General features: G+C 48.4%; 12 protein-coding genes, 2 tRNA genes and 2 rRNA genes. 13 read left to right on the top strand and 3 right to left on the bottom strand.

What is annotated here, in order from left to right:
- Positions 1-19: 19 nt before the first annotated feature.
- Positions 20-1,090, top strand: a complete 1,071-nt coding sequence (locus tag LG272_RS04990; RefSeq protein ID WP_404409882.1) for an Ldh family oxidoreductase — start codon at positions 20-22, stop codon at positions 1,088-1,090.
- A gap of 10 nt (positions 1,091-1,100) precedes the next feature.
- On the opposite strand, the gene pdxH is transcribed toward LG272_RS04990, so the two are convergent.
- Positions 1,101-1,739 carry a pyridoxamine 5'-phosphate oxidase gene (pdxH, locus tag LG272_RS04995; RefSeq protein ID WP_126760436.1) on the bottom strand — a complete coding sequence of 213 codons (639 nt, stop codon included), beginning with the start codon at positions 1,737-1,739 and terminating at the stop codon, positions 1,101-1,103.
- A gap of 34 nt (positions 1,740-1,773) precedes the next feature.
- Positions 1,774-3,453, bottom strand: a complete 1,680-nt coding sequence (locus LG272_RS05000) for an amidohydrolase (RefSeq protein WP_404409883.1) — start codon at positions 3,451-3,453, stop codon at positions 1,774-1,776.
- 190 nt (positions 3,454-3,643) lie between these two features.
- On the opposite strand from LG272_RS05000, the gene LG272_RS05005 reads away from it, so the two are divergent.
- From LG272_RS05005 to glnB, 4 genes are all read left to right on the top strand, one after another.
- Positions 3,644-4,270 carry a response regulator transcription factor gene (locus LG272_RS05005; protein WP_126760437.1) on the top strand — a complete coding sequence of 209 codons (627 nt, stop codon included), beginning with the start codon at positions 3,644-3,646 and terminating at the stop codon, positions 4,268-4,270.
- Positions 4,271-4,792, top strand: a complete 522-nt coding sequence (locus LG272_RS05010) for a DUF1285 domain-containing protein (RefSeq protein WP_404409884.1) — start codon at positions 4,271-4,273, stop codon at positions 4,790-4,792.
- Between the two features lie 79 nt (positions 4,793-4,871).
- Entirely contained in the window at positions 4,872-6,527 is a 1,656-nt protein-coding gene (locus LG272_RS05015) for an NAD+ synthase (protein WP_404409885.1), read from the top strand.
- Positions 6,514-6,852: a nitrogen regulatory protein P-II gene (glnB, locus tag LG272_RS05020; protein ID WP_404409886.1), complete on the top strand. Its 339-nt coding sequence runs from the start codon at positions 6,514-6,516 to the stop codon at positions 6,850-6,852. The genes LG272_RS05015 and glnB overlap by 14 nt, the downstream gene beginning before the upstream one ends.
- Before the next feature lie 19 nt (positions 6,853-6,871).
- On the opposite strand, the gene LG272_RS05025 is transcribed toward glnB, so the two are convergent.
- Positions 6,872-7,633 (bottom strand): outer membrane protein assembly factor BamD, encoded by a 762-nt coding sequence (locus LG272_RS05025; RefSeq protein ID WP_126760440.1) that lies wholly within the window; start codon positions 7,631-7,633, stop codon positions 6,872-6,874.
- A gap of 120 nt (positions 7,634-7,753) precedes the next feature.
- Between LG272_RS05025 and rluD the strand changes: the two genes are divergently transcribed.
- The 8 genes from rluD to LG272_RS05065 all read left to right on the top strand — a co-directional run bounded on the left by rluD (position 7,754) and on the right by LG272_RS05065 (position 18,585).
- Positions 7,754-8,722 (top strand): 23S rRNA pseudouridine(1911/1915/1917) synthase RluD, encoded by a 969-nt coding sequence (gene rluD, locus LG272_RS05030; protein ID WP_126760441.1) that lies wholly within the window; start codon positions 7,754-7,756, stop codon positions 8,720-8,722.
- Between the two features lie 14 nt (positions 8,723-8,736).
- Positions 8,737-9,432, top strand: a complete 696-nt coding sequence (gene pgeF, locus LG272_RS05035; protein ID WP_404409887.1) for a peptidoglycan editing factor PgeF — start codon at positions 8,737-8,739, stop codon at positions 9,430-9,432.
- A gap of 76 nt (positions 9,433-9,508) precedes the next feature.
- Positions 9,509-12,082: an ATP-dependent chaperone ClpB gene (clpB, locus tag LG272_RS05040; protein ID WP_126760443.1), complete on the top strand. Its 2,574-nt coding sequence runs from the start codon at positions 9,509-9,511 to the stop codon at positions 12,080-12,082.
- A gap of 100 nt (positions 12,083-12,182) precedes the next feature.
- A complete protein-coding gene (pssA, locus tag LG272_RS05045) occupies positions 12,183-13,031 on the top strand; it encodes a CDP-diacylglycerol--serine O-phosphatidyltransferase (RefSeq protein ID WP_126760444.1) in 849 nt (282 codons plus the stop codon).
- A 371-nt stretch (positions 13,032-13,402) separates the two neighbouring features.
- Positions 13,403-14,946: ribosomal RNA gene (locus tag LG272_RS05050) — 16S ribosomal RNA — on the top strand.
- A 163-nt stretch (positions 14,947-15,109) separates the two neighbouring features.
- Positions 15,110-15,186 (top strand) — tRNA-Ile (locus LG272_RS05055).
- A 171-nt stretch (positions 15,187-15,357) separates the two neighbouring features.
- Positions 15,358-15,433: transfer RNA gene (locus LG272_RS05060), tRNA-Ala, on the top strand.
- A gap of 272 nt (positions 15,434-15,705) precedes the next feature.
- Positions 15,706-18,585 (top strand): 23S ribosomal RNA (locus tag LG272_RS05065).
- The 16S and 23S rRNA genes sit together here with 2 tRNA genes alongside, the layout of an rRNA operon.
- The last annotated feature ends 37 nt before the right edge of the window (positions 18,586-18,622 follow it).

Here is an 18,622-nt window from a genome sequence, read left to right on the forward strand (position 1 = left end):
AATTTACAATGAAGCGCACATGTCAGAGCAAAAAAATATTCATATTTCAGCAGATTCGATTTGTCAGTGGGCACAAAATTGCCTGCAGCAGGCGGGTGCAGAGGAAGTTGTTGCCGCAGCGATGGCGGAGAATTTGGTAGCCGCCGACTTAATGGGGTTTCGTACTCATGGTTTAATGCGTTTACGTTACAACATTAACTGTCTGCGTGATGGTAGCTCTCGCCCAAGCGGTGATTACAGCGTTATCAGTAAACGCGCAGCGGTGCAGCTGTGGGATGCTGATTTGCTGTCAGGTCTTTACGTGGTGCCGCAAGCGGTTGATACGGCAATTGCGATGGCACGCGAGTGCGGTACCGGAACGGTTATTGTGAAACGCGCTCAGCATGTCGCCGCACTTGCGGTTTATCTTGAGCGAGCCGTAAATGAAGGTATGCTCATTCAATTGATGTGCGCAACGCCAGGGCAGCAGGTTGTGGCGCCACATGGTGCGAAATCAGCATGGTTTTCACCAAATCCATTTGCGATTGGCGCACCCACCCAATCGCAACCAATACTGTTCGATATTAGTTTTTCGATGACGGCGGCTGGCAAGGTCCGTAAGTCCATTGCGGAACAGCAGCCGTTGCCTTACCCAGCACTAATTACCGCAACGGGAGATTACACCACCGATGCAACCACGTTTTTGCATGATCCCGCGAGTGTGTTGGCGCCGCTAGGTGGCCAAGAATTAGGCTATAAAGGTTCCGGTTTGTGTTTGTTTAGCGAGTTGTGGACGCTGGCGCTGAGTCAATTAGGGCGTCATCAAGAACAGCCAGGCTTGGATGCGAATACCGTATGGATTCAAGCCATTGATCCGAGTGCGTTTGGCGATGTGAACGAATTCAAAGCGCAGGCTCAAGCATTAGTTGACGGAATGAAAGCAGCGACGCCAATTGACAAAAATTATCCGGTTCGAATTCCGGGAGAGGGCGCTATGGCAACCCGAACTCGTCAGCTTCAGAGCGGGGTAGAATATAGTCCTGAGTTGTGGCGGCAGTTGGCGAAGGTTGCCGACATGATGCAGCAACCATTGCCAGAATTAACTACCTAGAGCAGATTAATTAAGGTTGAAGGCGCTCAATAGTCCAGGCGCCATTGGCTTTAGTAAAGGTGAAGCGGTCATGCAGTCGATAGCGACCGCCTTGCCAGAACTCAAAGCGCTCCGGTACCACAACATAACCACCCCAGTGTTGCGGCATTGGCACTTGTTGATCTTTATATTTCTCAGTGAGCTCATGATAACGCGCTTCTAATTCGCTGCGACTTGCAATGGGATGGCTTTGCGCAGATGCTAGCGCGCCAAGTTGACTCTCCCTTGGGCGGCTATAGAAATACGCTTCGCTATCTTCTCGTGAAATTTTGCGCGCGAAGCCTTCAATACGAACTTGCTGCTCAATAGCTAGCCACGAAAAGAGCATTGCCACACGGCTATTCGTACTGATGTCATGACCTTTCTGGCTATCGTAATTGGTATAAAACACGAAGCCATTGTCACGCACTTCTTTCAATAACACGATGCGCTGGTGCGGTTGGTTATCCGCACCAACGGTAGCGAGGGTGAACGCAGTTGGATCGGTTTGCGACGGGTGATCTTTCGCAGCAGCGAACCAATGCGCAAATTGTTGCATTGGATCGTCAAGCAGAGACTCGCGGCACAATTTACCTTGCTCATAATCACGACGAACATTTTTTAAATCCATACTGCGTTGTTTCCTTAGTTTTTATTTCGCTTTCCTATTTAGATAGGTACTCAGCTTTGCCGGCAACGTAGGTTGCATGCACTTTATTCTGCCATAGTATAGCGGCGTCACGGGCAAACGGATCATGATCTAACACAATGAAATCAGCCCACTTTCCAGGTTCCAATGTGCCGAGCTCTTGCTCTTGGCCAGCAGCGTAAGCTGCGTCCAAAGTAAATGCGCGTAATGCTTGCTCTAAAGTAAGCTTTTCATGCGCATACCAACCACCTTCGGGTTGATTGTCACGATCTTGACGCGTTACCGCAGCATGTAAGCCAAAGAACGGATCAGCGAGTTCGACTGGAAAATCAGAACCGGCAGCGATAATGGTGCCTTGCTCGGCAAACGTCTGCCAGGCGTAAGCACCTTTCATGCGCGCTTTGCCTAATCGATCTTCAGCCATGTTTTTGTCGCTGGTGGCGTGCGTTGGCTGCATGGATGCAATAATGTTCAGCTCTTTGAAGCGTGGAATATCTTCTGGGTGGACAATTTGCGAATGTTCAATGCGGTGACGCAAGTTACGCCCGCCAATGGTGTCAAAGGCATGTTCATACTCATCCAGTACAATTCGGTTGGCACGGTCGCCAATGGCGTGTGTGTTGATTTGGAAACCATGTGGAATGATGAGTTCGTATAACTCACGAATGCGCTCTTGTGAGGTAACCATTAAGCCATGTTGATCTGGCGCATCATGATATGGCGCTAACAGTGCGGCGCCACGACTACCGAGGGCACCATCACCATAGATTTTTACGCTACGAACGGTGAGTTTGTCATCTGCGGTCACGTAATGCCCAGCCGCGAGAAGCTCAGGTAGCTTTGGTTCTGTTGCTGATAACATCGCGTAAATACGCAGTGGCATTGCCTGCTTGTCTGCGAGCTCTTTATATACTTGAAGGGTCGTCGCGTCGACACCTGCGTCATGAACGCCTGTGATGCCGCGCTCTAGAAGGTGATTAAAAGCTAACTTTAAAGCCTCTTCTTGTTGCTGCGCTGACGCGGCTGGAATTTTTTGCTCCACCAAATTCATGGCGTTATCAATAAGAACCCCAGTTGGGTTACCTTGCGAATCGCGAATAATCTCACCGCCATCTGGGCTTACGGTGTCTGCTGTGATTCCTGCAATTTCGAGCGCTTTACTGTTAGCCCATGCTGCGTGTCCATCAACGCGGGTTAGGTAAATTGGTTTATCAGATGAAACTTCGTCCAGCGATTCAGCGTTTGGAAACGCTTTAACTGTCCAGTTTTCTTGGTTCCAGCCGCGACCTAAAATCCATTCTGCCGAGGGCGTGGTTTGTGCGAAGTTGGCAACGATAGCTGCCGCATCGCTTTCTGATTTAGCATCACGCAAATCAGCTAACATTAAGTTCTGACCGAGGCCTAGTACGTGTCCGTGTGCATCGATGAGGCCAGGCAACACAAATTTGCCATTTAAGTTCACGCGTTTTTGCTTGGTAAGTGAACCATACACGCCTTCGAGCTCAGCAAGCGTACCAATGGCTGCCACCTTACCATCATGAATCAACATGGCGTCAAACTTGACCAATACGGCCTCGTGACCAGGATTTCCGGTTAATGTGTAACCGTTAAAATTATGAAACAAAACAGACTGGGCAAACACCGATCCAGAATGTAACATTAATAAAACAAACCCAATTAAACGTAAAATTCTCATAAATTTCTCTTTTTCATTGAATTTTATGCGCTATAGCACACTCAGACTGTTTTCGATTGTTTATAGCTGATACTGCAATTCTTGATTTTTTACATTAATTTACAATTTAGTAACACAACAACTTCAAACATTCGTTAAAGCGTGTACAATACGCTAAATGTTAGTGACCAATTAAAGCGCGTGGTTTTAAATGAAAATATTAATAATAGATTCGCAATTCTTTGTACGTGCTGGACTCATCCAAGTACTAACCAGTTTCTCTGACCAGCTCGCTATTTACGAAGCCCCGAGCTTTGATATTGCGCAAGAATACTTGCGCCACCAAAACGACTATAACCTAATTTTCCTCGACATGGATATCCCTGATGCGGAAATCCGTCCGACCTTGCAGACGCTGAAAAAAATGGCGCCAAGTTCGCATATTGTCTTGTTTAGCTGGCCACGTCCGTTGTCTGAAGTACGCCAAGCCCTAAGTAACGGGGTACGTAGCTACCTGCCAAAAGATGCAAGTGCCGAAGAAGCAAAACAAGCAATACGTATTTTGTTGCAAAACGACCGTTATTTACCAGAAGAGTCGCGACTAAACGACAACATCAATCGACAAGGGAGTGCTGAGCACTTTTTGTCGCCGCGTCAGTTGGAAATTATGCAGTTGTTGGCACAAGGTTTATCGAACAAAGAAATCGCAACCATACTTGGTATTACCGAGGGGACAATTCGGGTGCACCTTTCGGCTATCTTTAAGGCCATTAAGGTATCGAATCGAACTGAAGCAACTCTTTGGTATCTGTTGCGCCAGAAACGTTTGGTGGGCTAAATGAGTTTGGAGCAAATACTTAGCTCGTTAGAGCAAGGGAAACATGCTCCAACTGAACGTTGGAACCCACCATATTGTGGTGAAATTCCAATTCACATTGATGAAAATGGTCAGTGGCATTATCAAGGGTCGCCAATTCAACGCGATAGGTTGGTAAAACTGTTCGCAAGTGTGTTGGTGCATGAGCAGGGGGATTATTTCTTGGTAACCCCTGCCGAGAAAGTCAAAATTAGTGTCGCTGACGTTCCTTTTATTGTTGTTACTTGGACGAAAGTTAATGATGTTTCGCCAACCGTGATTCAGGTAACAACCAATATCGATCAACAATTTGCTCTTTCAGAGCAGCATCCCCTTATTGTGCGCAACGAGCAACTGTATGTTGATTGCGGCAGAGACCTCTGGGCGAAAGTTCATCGCAACGTGGTTTATCAATGGGCGGAAATAGCCCAAGTACAGCAACATCATGGGCGCGATATTTACACGATAGAGAGTGCCGGTTCACGTTTCTATTTAAACCAATAATGATGTGCTGAATTTGCGCGAAACATAACGCTGCTCTATCATACGCATCCTATTTGTAGCCGAGCTTGAGATACCGTTCATGAAGCCTATAACGATAACGCTTGCCCAACTTGATTTTACGGTGGGTGCTATCACTCGCAATACCGAGTCGATTATCGCAACGTTGCAGCAATACGCTGATAGTGACTTAGTCATATTTCCCGAGCTCGCGATTACTGGATATCCGCCAGAAGATCTTCTGTTTCGAGATGACTTTGAAAAGTTGGTTTACCAAGCGCTAGACAAAATTGCGGCAGCGGCTGACACGAATCTTGCTATTGTTGGTCACCCTCAACGTGTTGGTGACGAGCTTTATAATAGTGTCTCGGTGCTACATAAAGGTAAATGCCTTGCGCGCTACCATAAGCAGCGCCTGCCGCAATATGGCGTGTTCGACGAACAGCGTTATTTCATTCCTGGTCACGACAATGGCATTTTCACCTGGCAAGGACACCGTATTGGCTTGCTGATTTGCGAAGATCTTTGGCATGCGGCGCCGCTGGCGAGTCTTGCAGCTGAGAACATCGACTTGGTGATTTCTCTAAATGCATCGCCGTACGAAGTTGAGAAGCATCAGCAACGCTTACATGTTTTGCAGCAACGCGTCAGCGAAACGCGCATTCCTATTGTTTACGTCAATAATTGTGGCGGGCAGGATGAATTAGTTTTCGATGGTCATTCGTTGGTTATGGATGCCAACGGTGATCTCGTTGCTGAGCTGCCGCACTGTCAAACAGCGTGTGCTAGCATTCGCTCTGACAACAGCGGGCTACAACTACTCGATACTCAATTTAAACCACGCGAACAATCGTTATTGACCGAAATTTATCAAGCGCTAGTTTTATCAGTGCGCGATTACGTTACTAAGAACGGTTTTCGGGGGGTCACGTTGGGGTTATCGGGGGGCATTGATTCAGCGGTAACCATGGCGATTGCTGTTGATGCATTAGGGGCGGACAAAGTTCACGCCATCATGATGCCATTTCGCTATACCTCACAAATGAGCCAAGATGATGCGGCAGAGCAGGCTCGGCGAATGGGTGTTAAGTACGATGTTGTGGCAATTGAACCGATGTACGATGCATTCATGCAACAGCTTGAACCGCTGTTTTCAGGTACCGAAAAAGACACCACCGAAGAGAATCTTCAAGCGCGTGCACGTGGCACCTTGCTGATGGCGGTATCAAATAAAACGCGTTCGTTGGTGTTAACCACCGGTAACAAAAGTGAGTTGGCGGTTGGTTACTGTACGTTATATGGCGATATGAACGGTGGTTTCGCTCCAATTAAAGACGTACCAAAAACATTGGTGTTCGAATTGGCGCGCTTTCGCAATTTAGAGCAAGCAGTTATTCCTGAGCGTGTTATTACGCGTCCACCATCTGCTGAGCTAGCGCCGGATCAGAAAGATCAAGACAGTTTGCCGCCGTATGACGTGTTAGACCGAATTTTGACACTCTATGTGGAGCAAGATTGGTCACCTAATGCCATTATCGATTGTGGATTCGATGAGGCAGATGTATTGCGTGTTGTGCGCTTGGTTGATATTAATGAGTACAAACGTCGACAAGGTGCCGTTGGCCCGAAAATAACAGCGCGTAACTTCGGCAAAGATCGTCGTTATCCAATTACCAATCACTTTCGTTATGAATTAGAACGACAAGTGCAAGCTCGGAGCTCTCATGAAAAAAATTGAAGCCATCATTAAGCCATTTAAACTGGATGATGTACGTGAAGCGTTATCAGAAATCGGTATTGCAGGTATGACGGTGGCTGAAGTCAAAGGCTTCGGTCGTCAAAAAGGGCATACTGAATTATATCGTGGTGCAGAGTACATGGTTGATTTTCTGCCGAAAGTGAAACTTGAAATTGTTGTTGCTGATGATCAGGTTGAACGCTGCATTGATACCATTTTAGAAACGGCGCAAACAGGTAAAATCGGTGATGGAAAAATCTTTGTGACGAATGTTGAAAGAGTGATTCGAATTCGTACTAGCGAGGAAAATGAAGACGCGGTGTAAGGCACCGCGTCGGTAGTCATTAATCGAGCTTTGATAGGTAGTCGCTGCGAGGGAAGTTATGTTTCAGCGTAGCTACCGCATCAGCATACAATTCAGTTAGCTCAAGGCTGCGATAAGCTTCAGCCATAACGGCTAGAGCGTGTTCAGCTTCAGGCGTATCACTAAAGTTTTCCAGTACGTACTTACCGCGATTTGCAGCGGCCAAGAATGCCTCACGCTTCATATAGTATTGAGCAACCGCCAACTCATGACGCGCTAAACGACTCTTAATACCAATCATTCGCTGACGTGCATCCGCCGAGTACTTGCTATCCGGAAAGCGGCGAACCAGTTCTGCATAATCATCAAATGCCTCACGAGCTTTTGTCGGGTCACGATCAGAGCGGTCAATGCCGACTAAATCTTGGAATAGATTTTCAGCGGCGCGTTCGTTGGTTAAGCCTCGCATGTATAAGGCATAATCAACCGATTGGTGATTTGGGTTTAAGCGTGTGAAGCGATCAATGGCAGCGAGTGACTTATCAATATCGCCCGTTTTGTAGTAAACATAAATTAAGTCGAGCTGAATTTGATGTGTCAGTGGACCAAATGGGAAGCGCGTATTTAATGCTTCCAAAGTTTGCAGAGCGCTACTGAAGTTTCCAGCTTGAATGGCTTGTTGCGCCCGTTCATACCCAACTTCGATATCAGTCATTCGAGTATTTTCAAATTCATCAGGCGAACTTGAGCATGCGCTCAAGGTCATGAGGGTTACACAGGCTACAATTAGACGAAATTTCATAATGTGTTTTTTTTATCTCTGTTGATTTAACTTTGGTGCAGCGTCCCAAACGGGTACACTATACATATTCACGCATTCTAGCGCAGCACTGGCTGCTTTCACAGGTCCGAATACGAATTTATGAGCGAACAGATTTCACTAACAGGAAATGTCCCCCCTTCGGCGAACGGCAAGCGATTGGACCAAACTCTCGCTGAGATGTTCCCAGATTATTCACGTTCTCGGTTAAAAAGCTGGATTACCGAGGGACAGGTGAAGGTAGAGGGGCAGGTGGTTGATAAGCCTCGCGAGAAAGTTTTAGCCGGTATGGCGATTGAGGTGGCGGCCGAACTTGTGGAAGAGCAACGCTTCGAAGCGCAACCGATTGAACTAAATATCGTCTACGAAGATGACGATATTTTAGTAATTAATAAGCCAGCTGGTTTGGTTGTCCATCCAGGTGCCGGCACCCCAGATGGCACATTGCTGAATGCCCTGTTGCATCACTTTCCAGCAATCGACCAAGTGCCGCGTGCCGGAATTATTCATCGGTTAGATAAAGATACCACGGGCTTGATGGTCGTTGCCAAAACCGTCCCCGCACAAACTCACTTAGTTGCGGCCATGCAAGAACGTGAAATTACGCGAGAATATGAAGCCGTATGTAATGGGCCAATGACTGCTGGCGGCATGATTGATGAACCAATAGCGCGCCATCCAACCAAGCGTACACATATGGCTGTTGTTGCTTTAGGAAAGCCGGCCATTACGCACTACCGAGTGGTTGAACGCTTCCGTGCCCATACGCATTTGCGTCTGCGTCTTGAAACCGGTCGTACGCACCAAATTCGTGTGCACATGGCTCATTTACGTCATCCGCTGGTCGGTGATTTTACCTATGGCGGTCGCCCGCGACCACCACAGAAAGCCAGCCCAGAGTTACTCGAAACGTTACGCAATTTCCGCCGTCAGGCTTTGCATGCGGCGCGTTTATCTTTGCACCACCCAATTACCGGTGAATGGATGAGTTGGGATGCGCCAACGCCTGATGACATGGTAGCGCTCATTGAAGCATTGCGCGCCGACAGAAAAGAGCATCCAATCGACTAACATAGGTGTTTTGAATGGAACTGCTGGATTGGAATTTACCAGAAGGCGTATTTGCCGCCGTGACAACAGTAAGTCAACCTGGCAATTTAGCGGTTCATGTTGGTGATGATCCCGCCGCGGTCATTCGCAACCGTCGTCAGTTGCAGAATCAATTCGACTTACCTGTTTCACCACGTTGGCTTCGGCAAGTTCATAGCACGCGTGTGGTTGATTTCGACGATGCGTACCCGACCGCCGAAGCTGACGCAATTTATGCCAATCAATCACAAACAGTTTGCGCTGTATTAACCGCAGACTGTTTACCTATTCTATTATGCAGCGATGATGGTAGCGAGATCGCTGCTGTGCATGCTGGCTGGCGAGGGTTAGCGGGCGGCATTATCGATAACGCGTTGATGCGATTTGATTGTCCTGCGCATCAGTTGTCAGCTTATATCGGACCAGCGATTTCAATGCCTGTATTTGAAGTTGGTGACGAGGTGCGTGCTGCATTTTTATCTACAGGTGCAGTTGATTCCGAAACATTCCGCTCCCATATTGCTGGTAAATGGCACGCGAATCTGCCTTTGTTAGCGCAAAGAATACTTGAACAACACGGCTGCCAAGCCGTTAAACAAAGTGGTCACTGCACCTACACTGATTCGCGTTGGTATTCCTATCGTCGTGATTCAAATTGTGGTCGCATTGCGTCATTGATTTGGAAAAAATAATCCGCTGGCGCTTGAAATTCGCTCAGTAATACCCACATAAAGAATCAGGATATAACGGATTTTTTAAGGGGTAATCATGCGATTTGATAAATTAACCAACAAGTTCCAAATGGCGATTGCTGACGCACAGTCATTGGCGTTGGGTCGCGACCATCAATTTATTGAGCCAGTGCACGTGATGCACGCTTTGATGACACAAGATGGCGGCTCAATTCGTCCTCTCTTGACCTTACTCCAGGTCGATTCAAATACATTAAAAACACAGCTATCAGCTGCGTTGGATAAATTACCAAAAGTGGAAGGTACCGGCGGTGATGTTCAAGTTTCTGCGGCAACTGGAACGTTACTCAACCTGTGCGACAAGTTCGCACAGAAACGTAATGATCAGTTTATTTCATCAGAGCTTTTCGTATTGGCGGCAACAGAAGATAAAGGCGCTCTTGGCGAAATCTTGAAGAAATTAGGTGTGACTCGAGAAAAAGTCGAACGAGCAATTGAGAAGGTGCGAGGTGGTGAAGCCGTGAACGACCAAAATGCCGAAGATAAACGCGAAGCTTTGTCGAAATACACAATTGATCTAACTGAACGAGCAGAGCTCGGTAAGCTTGACCCAGTGATTGGTCGTGATGACGAAATTCGTCGCACTATTCAAGTATTGCAACGCCGCACCAAAAATAACCCAGTGTTAATTGGTGAGCCGGGCGTTGGTAAAACAGCGATTGTTGAAGGACTTGCCCAGCGTATAGTAAACGGTGAAGTGCCAGAAGGCTTGAAGCACAAGCGCGTGCTCTCGTTAGATTTAGGCGCGCTTCTAGCTGGCGCGAAATATCGTGGCGAGTTCGAAGAACGACTGAAAGCGGTGTTGAACGAACTGGGTAAAGAAGAAGGCCGCATCATTCTATTTATTGATGAGTTGCACACCATGGTTGGTGCCGGTAAAGCCGATGGCGCGATGGATGCCGGTAATATGCTTAAGCCAGCACTTGCTCGCGGTGAATTGCACTGCGTTGGTGCAACCACACTCGACGAGTATCGCCAATATATTGAAAAAGATGCTGCACTTGAACGCCGTTTCCAGAAAGTTCTGGTGGACGAACCTTCGGTGGAAGATACCATTGCCATCTTGCGTGGCCTAAAAGAACGTTATGAAGTGCATCACTCGGTGCAAATTACCGACCCCGCTATTGTTGCGGCGGCGTCTTTGTCGCATCGTTATATCAGTGATCGACAGTTGCCCGACAAAGCAATTGACCTGATCGATGAAGCGGCATCAAGTATTCGCATGCAAATTGATTCTAAGCCAGAAGACTTGGATCGCTTAGAGCGCCGAATCATTCAGCTACAGCTTGAGCAAAAAGCGTTGCAGAAAGAAAAGGACGAAGCGAGTAAGAAACGTTTAGAGCTCTTGGAAGAAGAATTGCAAGATCAGCAGCGCAAATACGCTGAGCTTGAAGAAGTTTGGTTGTCGGAAAAAGCTGTTGTTCAGGGTGAGCAGAATATCAAAGCGCAACTGGAACAAGCTAAAACTGATTTGGAGATTGCGCGTCGCGCAGGCGATTTAAATCGTATGTCAGAGCTTCAGTACGGCAAAATTCCGGAGTTAGAGCGTCAATTAAAAGCTGCAACCGAGGCTGACGAACAAGGCATGTCGTTACTTAAAAATAAAGTGACTGAAGAGCAAATTGCCGATGTGCTGTCGCGATGGACCGGAATTCCGGTAAGCAAAATGCTTGAAGGTGAGCGTGACAAGTTATTGAAGATGGAAGAGCAACTGCATAGTCGCGTCGTTGGCCAAGACGAAGCGGTTACGTCTGTTGCGAATGCAATTCGTCGTTCGCGTGCTGGGTTATCGGATCCGCAACGACCAATCGGTTCGTTTTTGTTCCTCGGCCCAACCGGTGTTGGTAAAACAGAATTGTGCAAAGCGTTAGCACACTTTATGTTTGATACCGACGAAGCGATGGTTCGTATCGACATGTCAGAGTTTATGGAGAAACATTCAGTTGCTCGACTTGTTGGTGCGCCTCCAGGTTATGTGGGTTATGAAGAAGGTGGGTACTTAACCGAAGCAGTTCGTCGTCGTCCATACTCTGTCATTCTTTTAGATGAAGTAGAGAAAGCGCACCCAGATGTTTTCAACATTTTACTACAAGTATTGGATGATGGACGTTTAACCGATGGTCAAGGGCGTACGGTTGATTTTAGGAATACCGTGATCATCATGACGTCAAATTTAGGTTCCGATGTGATTCAAGAGAAAGCGCATCAGCAAACCTATGACGAAATGAAAACCGAGGTGATGGGAATACTTTCTCATTACTTCCGTCCGGAATTCTTAAACCGAGTAGACGAAACGGTCGTGTTCCATCCGCTCGCGAAGGATCATATTAAGAACATCGCCCAGATTCAGTTACAGCGTTTATATCAGCGTTTAGCTGAACGCGATTACTCGATGGAATTATCTGACGCAGCGTTGGAGCATTTGGCTGCCGCTGGTTTCGATCCGGTGTTTGGTGCACGCCCATTGAAACGGGCTATTCAACAGGAACTCGAGAACCCGCTCGCGCAGCAAATGCTGGCCGGTAAATTGGTTCCGAAGCGAGTCATTCGTGTTGATTACCGCGACGAGCAACTGATTATTTCGCAGTAATCGCGAAGTGTAATAGCCGAGCTAAGGGAAAGCTCGGCTATTTATTGCTATGAATAAGCTATGTTATGCTGTGCGGCCACTATGATTAGGGAATCAAATTATGCCGAATAAAACAGAACAGTCAGTAGCCACCGCAAAGAACCGCGGAATATTCCTGTTGCCTAACTTGTTGACAACAGCGGGACTGTTTTCGGGCTTTTTTGCAATTGTCGCGTCAATGAACGGATTATTTGAATCAGCCGCAGTCGCAATTTTTATCGCGATGGTCTTCGACGGCTTAGATGGACGTGTCGCACGAATGACAAATACCGAGAGCGCATTTGGGGCTGAATATGACAGCATGGCCGATATTGTTTCATTTGGTATGGCGCCTGCACTCGTCATGTATAACTGGGGGCTTTCTGATTTAGGTAAACTAGGTTGGTTAGCTGCATTTATCTTTGTCGCTGGCGGTGCGTTGCGTTTAGCACGATTCAATACCAATCTTGGAACTTCTGACAAACGTTATTTCCAAGGTTTAGCAATTCCTAGTGCAGCAGCCATTGTCTCTGGTTTTGTTTGGGTTGGTAGCAAATACGAGATCGACCCATCAAACGTTAGTTACATCGCAGCCGTTTTAACTATTGCTGCTGGTTTGCTAATGGTCAGTAATTTCCGCTATCACTCATTCAAAGATGTCGACTGGCGCGACCGTGTGCCATTCATTGCTATTCTTCTTATTGTGTTGGCATTTGTGGTGGTAGCAACTGAACCGTCGCTGGTCTTATTCTCAATTTTTCTTCTTTACGCAATCTCAGGTCCGATTACGACGTTTAGAACGGTGAAGAAAATAAAGTTGGAACATGTGGTCGGTGATTCAGATTGCGAAGAAACGGAAGAAGCAACTAAAAACCAACAAAACAGCTCAGAAAATGAGTCGAAATCGAGCGCAAAAAATACAACCGATTAAAAACTCATCAGTCAGTTCAAAATTGGCAAAAAAGATCTTGCACCGTAGGCGGCGATCCTTATAATTCGCCGCCGTTGTCACCGAGTGATGACGCGGGTTCAGAAAGTGACGCAGGTCACAAAAAAAGATCCAAAAGGATCTTGACCTGAACCAAGGATGGCGTAAAATACGCATCCCGCTTCACGAAGAAGCGAACGTTCTTTAACAATATACCAAGCCAAGCAAACTGTGTGGGCACTTACCGGATTCAGGCAGAGAAAGCATCTTCGGATGCACAAAAGGTCTTTAAATAGACCACCTGACTGATTGGAAAAGTGCTTAACAAATTAGATTTATTAAGTCATTGATTCAATGGGTCGATTAAACACTTTAAACTGAAGAGTTTGATCATGGCTCAGATTGAACGCTGGCGGCAGGCCTAACACATGCAAGTCGAGCGGCAGCGGGGAGTAGCTTGCTACTCTGCCGGCGAGCGGCGGACGGGTGAGTAATGCTTGGGAACTTGCCTTTAGGAGGGGGATAACCACGGGAAACTGTGGCTAATACCGCATAATGTCTACGGACCAAAGCAGGGGATCTTCGGACCTTGCACCTAGAGATAGGCCCAAGTGAGATTAGCTAGTTGGTGGGGTAAAGGCCCACCAAGGCGACGATCTCTAGCTGTTCTGAGAGGATGATCAGCCACACTGGGACTGAGACACGGCCCAGACTCCTACGGGAGGCAGCAGTGGGGAATATTGCACAATGGGGGAAACCCTGATGCAGCCATGCCGCGTGTGTGAAGAAGGCCTTCGGGTTGTAAAGCACTTTCAGTGGTGAGGAAGGATGTAAGATTAATACTCTTGCATATTGACGTTAGCCACAGAAGAAGCACCGGCTAACTCCGTGCCAGCAGCCGCGGTAATACGGAGGGTGCAAGCGTTAATCGGAATTACTGGGCGTAAAGCGTACGTAGGCGGCTTGTTAAGCAAGATGTGAAAGCCCCGGGCTCAACCTGGGAATGGCATTTTGAACTGGCAGGCTCGAGTTCTGAAGAGGGTGGTAGAATTTCCTGTGTAGCGGTGAAATGCGTAGATATAGGAAGGAATACCGGTGGCGAAGGCGGCCACCTGGTCAGAAACTGACGCTGAGGTACGAAAGCGTGGGGAGCAAACAGGATTAGATACCCTGGTAGTCCACGCCGTAAACGATGTCAACTAGTTGTTCGTTTCATAAACGAAGTGAGTAACGCAGCTAACGCACTAAGTTGACCGCCTGGGGAGTACGGCCGCAAGGTTAAAACTCAAATGAATTGACGGGGGCCCGCACAAGCGGTGGAGCATGTGGTTTAATTCGATGCAACGCGAAGAACCTTACCATCCCTTGACATCCAGTGAATTTTCTAGAGATAGATGAGTGCCTTCGGGAACACTGAGACAGGTGCTGCATGGCTGTCGTCAGCTCGTGTTGTGAGATGTTGGGTTAAGTCCCGCAACGAGCGCAACCCTTATCCTTAGTTGCCAGCGCGTAATGGCGGGAACTCTGGGGAGACTGCCGGTGATAAACCGGAGGAAGGTGGGGACGACGTCAAGTCATCATGGCCCTTACGGGATGGGCTACACACGTGCTACAATGGCGCGTACAATGGGAAGCTAACTCGCGAGAGTGTGCGGATCTCAAAAAGCGCGTCGTAGTCCGGATTGGAGTCTGCAACTCGACTCCATGAAGTCGGAATCGCTAGTAATCGTGGATCAGAATGCCACGGTGAATACGTTCCCGGGCCTTGTACACACCGCCCGTCACACCATGGGAGTGGGCTGCACCAGAAGTAGATAGCTTAACCTTCGGGAGGGCGTTTACCACGGTGTGGTTCATGACTGGGGTGAAGTCGTAACAAGGTAGCCGTAGGGGAACCTGCGGCTGGATCACCTCCTTATGAAAAAGCCTTGAAGAAGTTAAGTGCTCACACAGATTGCCTGGTTTGGTAGATGTAACGGATAGAAACTGGGTCTGTAGCTCAGCTCGATAGAGTGCACCTGCCCTGCATAAGCGGGTGAGGTCGTACCGACCGAAGCGGAGTTGCAGATTTAGCGGATACTGGGTCTGTAGCTCAGCTGGTTAGAGCGCACCCCTGATAAGGGTGAGGTCGGTAGTTCAAGTCTACTCAGACCCACCAAATTCTCGCGATAGCTGCGTTGTTCGGATACTCGCATACTGATGTATGCTTCGCATCCTCTCGCCTTGCTCTCACGCGAATTTCCCTTATCGGTTTGTTGTGTTTGGTTTGGTTGTTGTTTTCACGAATAACGAATAACCAATAACGAACAACGACAGGCCTACGGCCTGTGGGGCCATAGCTCAGCTGGGAGAGCGCCTGCCTTGCACGCAGGAGGTCAGCGGTTCGATCCCGCTTGGCTCCACCACTTCTTGGTTTTCGAACAGCGAAGCGTACGAACAGCGCAGCGCACGAATCACGAACAACGGTTTTTATCCAAGGTTAGCGATAAACATTCTTACGAGAATAGTTATCAGTAACCTGATGTTACGACGCTCTTTAACAATATGAACAAGCTGATTGTAATAAAGTAATGAAATGCCACTCTACTTGAAACACCATTTTGGTAGAGGCGTATCGAACTTGTGTACAGCATAGAGAACAGCCCATGCGATTCGAATAAACATTTTCGGGTTGTATGGTTAAGTGACTAAGCGTAGACGGTGGATGCCTAGGCAGTTGGAGGCGATGAAGGACGTACTAACTTGCGATAAGCCATGATGAGGCAGTAAGAGCCGTTATAGTCATGGATTTCCGAATGGGGAAACCCACTGAGCTTGCTCAGTATCCTTAGGTGAATACATAGCCTAAGGAAGCGAACCCGGAGAACTGAAACATCTAAGTACCCGGAGGAAAAGAAATCAACCGAGATTTCCCTAGTAGCGGCGAGCGAACGGGAAGTAGCCCTTAAGCAATCATAGTTTTAGTGGAACAAGCTGGAAAGCTTGACGATACAGGGTGATAGTCCCGTACACGACGAGGCAATGATTGTGAAAACGAGTAGGTCGGGACACGTGTTATCTTGACTGAATATGGGGGGACCATCCTCCAAGGCTAAATACTCCCAACTGACCGATAGTGAACCAGTACCGTGAGGGAAAGGCGAAAAGAACCCCGGCGAGGGGAGTGAAATAGAACCTGAAACCGTCTACGTACAAGCAGTAGGAGCCCTTCGGGGTGACTGCGTACCTTTTGTATAATGGGTCAGCGACTTATATTTTGTAGCAAGGTTAACCGTATAGGGGAGCCGTAGGGAAACCGAGTCTTAACTGGGCGTTTTAGTTGCAAGGTATAGACCCGAAACCGGGCGATCTATCCATGAGCAGGTTGAAGATTGAGTAACATCAATTGGAGGACCGAACCCACATCTGTTGAAAAAGATGGGGATGACTTGTGGATCGGAGTGAAAGGCTAATCAAGCCCGGAGATAGCTGGTTCTCCCCGAAATCTATTTAGGTAGAGCCTCGGACGAATACCACTGGGGGTAGAGCACTGTTTGGGCTAGGGGGTCATCCCGACTTACCAACCCCATGCAAACTCCGAATACCAGTGAGTACTATCCGGGAGACACACGGCGGGTGCTAACGTCCGTCGTGAAGAGGGAAACAACCCAGACCGCCAGCTAAGGTCCCGAAGTCATGGCTAAGTGGGAAACGATGTGGGAAGGCTCAGACAGCTAGGAGGTTGGCTTAGAAGCAGCCATCCTTTAAAGAAAGCGTAATAGCTCACTAGTCGAGTCGGCCTGCGCGGAAGATGTAACGGGGCTAAGCCATGCACCGAAGCTGCGGCAGCACACTTGTGTGCTGGGTAGGGGAGCGTTCTGTAAGCCGTTGAAGGTGTGTTGAGAAGCATGCTGGAGGTATCAGAAGTGCGAATGCTGACATGAGTAACGATAATGCGGGTGAAAAACCCGCACGCCGGAAGACCAAGGTTTCCTATCCCATGCTAATCAGGGTAGGGTAAGTCGGCCCCTAAGGCGAGGCCGAGAGGCGTAGTCGATGGGAATCAGGTTAATATTCCTGAACCGACATGTACTGCGATGGGGGGACGGAGAAGGCTAGGCAAGCCGGGTGTTGGTTATCCCGGTGAAAGTATGTAGGTTGGTTGCTTAGGAAAATCCGGGCGACTAAGACTGAGATACGAGACGAGCATCCACGGATGCGAAGTTGTTGATGCCCTGCTTCCAGGAAAAGCCTCTAAGCTTCAGGTACATGTTGACCGTACCCGAAACCGACACAGGTGGTCAGGTAGAGAATACTAAGGCGCTTGAGAGAACTCGGGTGAAGGAACTAGGCAAAATAGTACCGTAACTTCGGGAGAAGGTACGCCAGAGCTAGTGAACCCCTTGCGGGGGGAGCTGGAGCTGGCCGCAGTGACCAGGTGGCTGGGACTGTTTATTAAAAACACAGCACTCTGCAAAATCGAAAGATGACGTATAGGGTGTGACACCTGCCCGGTGCCGGAAGGTTAATTGATGGGGTTAGCGTAAGCGAAGCTCTTGATCGAAGCCCCGGTAAACGGCGGCCGTAACTATAACGGTCCTAAGGTAGCGAAATTCCTTGTCGGGTAAGTTCCGACCTGCACGAATGGTGTAACCATGGCCACGCTGTCTCCACCCGAGACTCAGTGAAATTGAAATCGCCGTGAAGATGCGGTGTACCCGCGGCTAGACGGAAAGACCCCGTGAACCTTTACTATAGCTTGGCACTGAACATTGAACCTCCATGTGTAGGATAGGTGGGAGGCTATGAAGCGTTGGCGCTAGTTGACGTGGAGCCATCCTTGAAATACCACCCTTGTATGTTTGATGTTCTAACTTAGGTCCCTTATCGGGATCGAGGACAGTGCCTGGTGGGTAGTTTGACTGGGGCGGTCTCCTCCCAAAGAGTAACGGAGGAGCACGAAGGTTGGCTAAGTACGGTCGGACATCGTACGGTTAGTGTAATGGCACAAGCCAGCTTAACTGCGAGACAGACACGTCGAGCAGGTGCGAAAGCAGGTCATAGTGATCCGGTGGTTCTGAATGGAAGGGCCATCGCTCAACGGATAAAAGGTACTCCGGGGATAACAGGCTGATACCGCCCAAGAGTTCATATCGACGGCGGTGTTTGGCACCTCGATGTCGGCTCATCACATCCTGGGGCTGTAGTCGGTCCCAAGGGTATGGCTGTTCGCCATTTAAAGTGGTACGCGAGCTGGGTTTAGAACGTCGTGAGACAGTTCGGTCCCTATCTGCCGTGGGCGTTTGAGAGTTGAGAGGGGTTGCTCCTAGTACGAGAGGACCGGAGTGAACGAACCTCTGGTGTTCGGGTTGTCACGCCAGTGGCACTGCCCGGTAGCTATGTTCGGAATCGATAACCGCTGAAAGCATCTAAGCGGGAAGCGAGCCTCAAGATAAGCTCTCACTGACATGTAATTGTCCTGAAGGGTTGTTGGAGACTACAACGTTGATAGGCGGGGTGTGGAAGCGTAGTAATGCGTTGAGCTAACCCGTACTAATTGCCCGTGAGGCTTAACCATACAACACCGAAGGTGTTTAGGGCTAATGTAGCCCGGC

The organism is Pseudidiomarina marina, from assembly GCF_044807045.1.
In the GTDB taxonomy this organism is placed as follows: Bacteria; Pseudomonadota; Gammaproteobacteria; order Enterobacterales; family Alteromonadaceae; genus Pseudidiomarina; species Pseudidiomarina marina.

Coding starts and splice junctions, on each gene's coding strand:
- LG272_RS04990 (WP_404409882.1), top strand. CDS start 20: ATGTCAGAGCAAAAAAATATTCATATTTCAGCAGATTCGATTTGTCAG.
- pdxH (WP_126760436.1), bottom strand. CDS start 1,739: ATGGATTTAAAAAATGTTCGTCGTGATTATGAGCAAGGTAAATTGTGC.
- LG272_RS05000 (WP_404409883.1), bottom strand. CDS start 3,453: ATGAGAATTTTACGTTTAATTGGGTTTGTTTTATTAATGTTACATTCT.
- LG272_RS05005 (WP_126760437.1), top strand. CDS start 3,644: ATGAAAATATTAATAATAGATTCGCAATTCTTTGTACGTGCTGGACTC.
- LG272_RS05010 (WP_404409884.1), top strand. CDS start 4,271: ATGAGTTTGGAGCAAATACTTAGCTCGTTAGAGCAAGGGAAACATGCT.
- LG272_RS05015 (WP_404409885.1), top strand. CDS start 4,872: ATGAAGCCTATAACGATAACGCTTGCCCAACTTGATTTTACGGTGGGT.
- glnB (WP_404409886.1), top strand. CDS start 6,514: ATGAAAAAAATTGAAGCCATCATTAAGCCATTTAAACTGGATGATGTA.
- LG272_RS05025 (WP_126760440.1), bottom strand. CDS start 7,633: ATGAAATTTCGTCTAATTGTAGCCTGTGTAACCCTCATGACCTTGAGC.
- rluD (WP_126760441.1), top strand. CDS start 7,754: ATGAGCGAACAGATTTCACTAACAGGAAATGTCCCCCCTTCGGCGAAC.
- pgeF (WP_404409887.1), top strand. CDS start 8,737: ATGGAACTGCTGGATTGGAATTTACCAGAAGGCGTATTTGCCGCCGTG.
- clpB (WP_126760443.1), top strand. CDS start 9,509: ATGCGATTTGATAAATTAACCAACAAGTTCCAAATGGCGATTGCTGAC.
- pssA (WP_126760444.1), top strand. CDS start 12,183: ATGCCGAATAAAACAGAACAGTCAGTAGCCACCGCAAAGAACCGCGGA.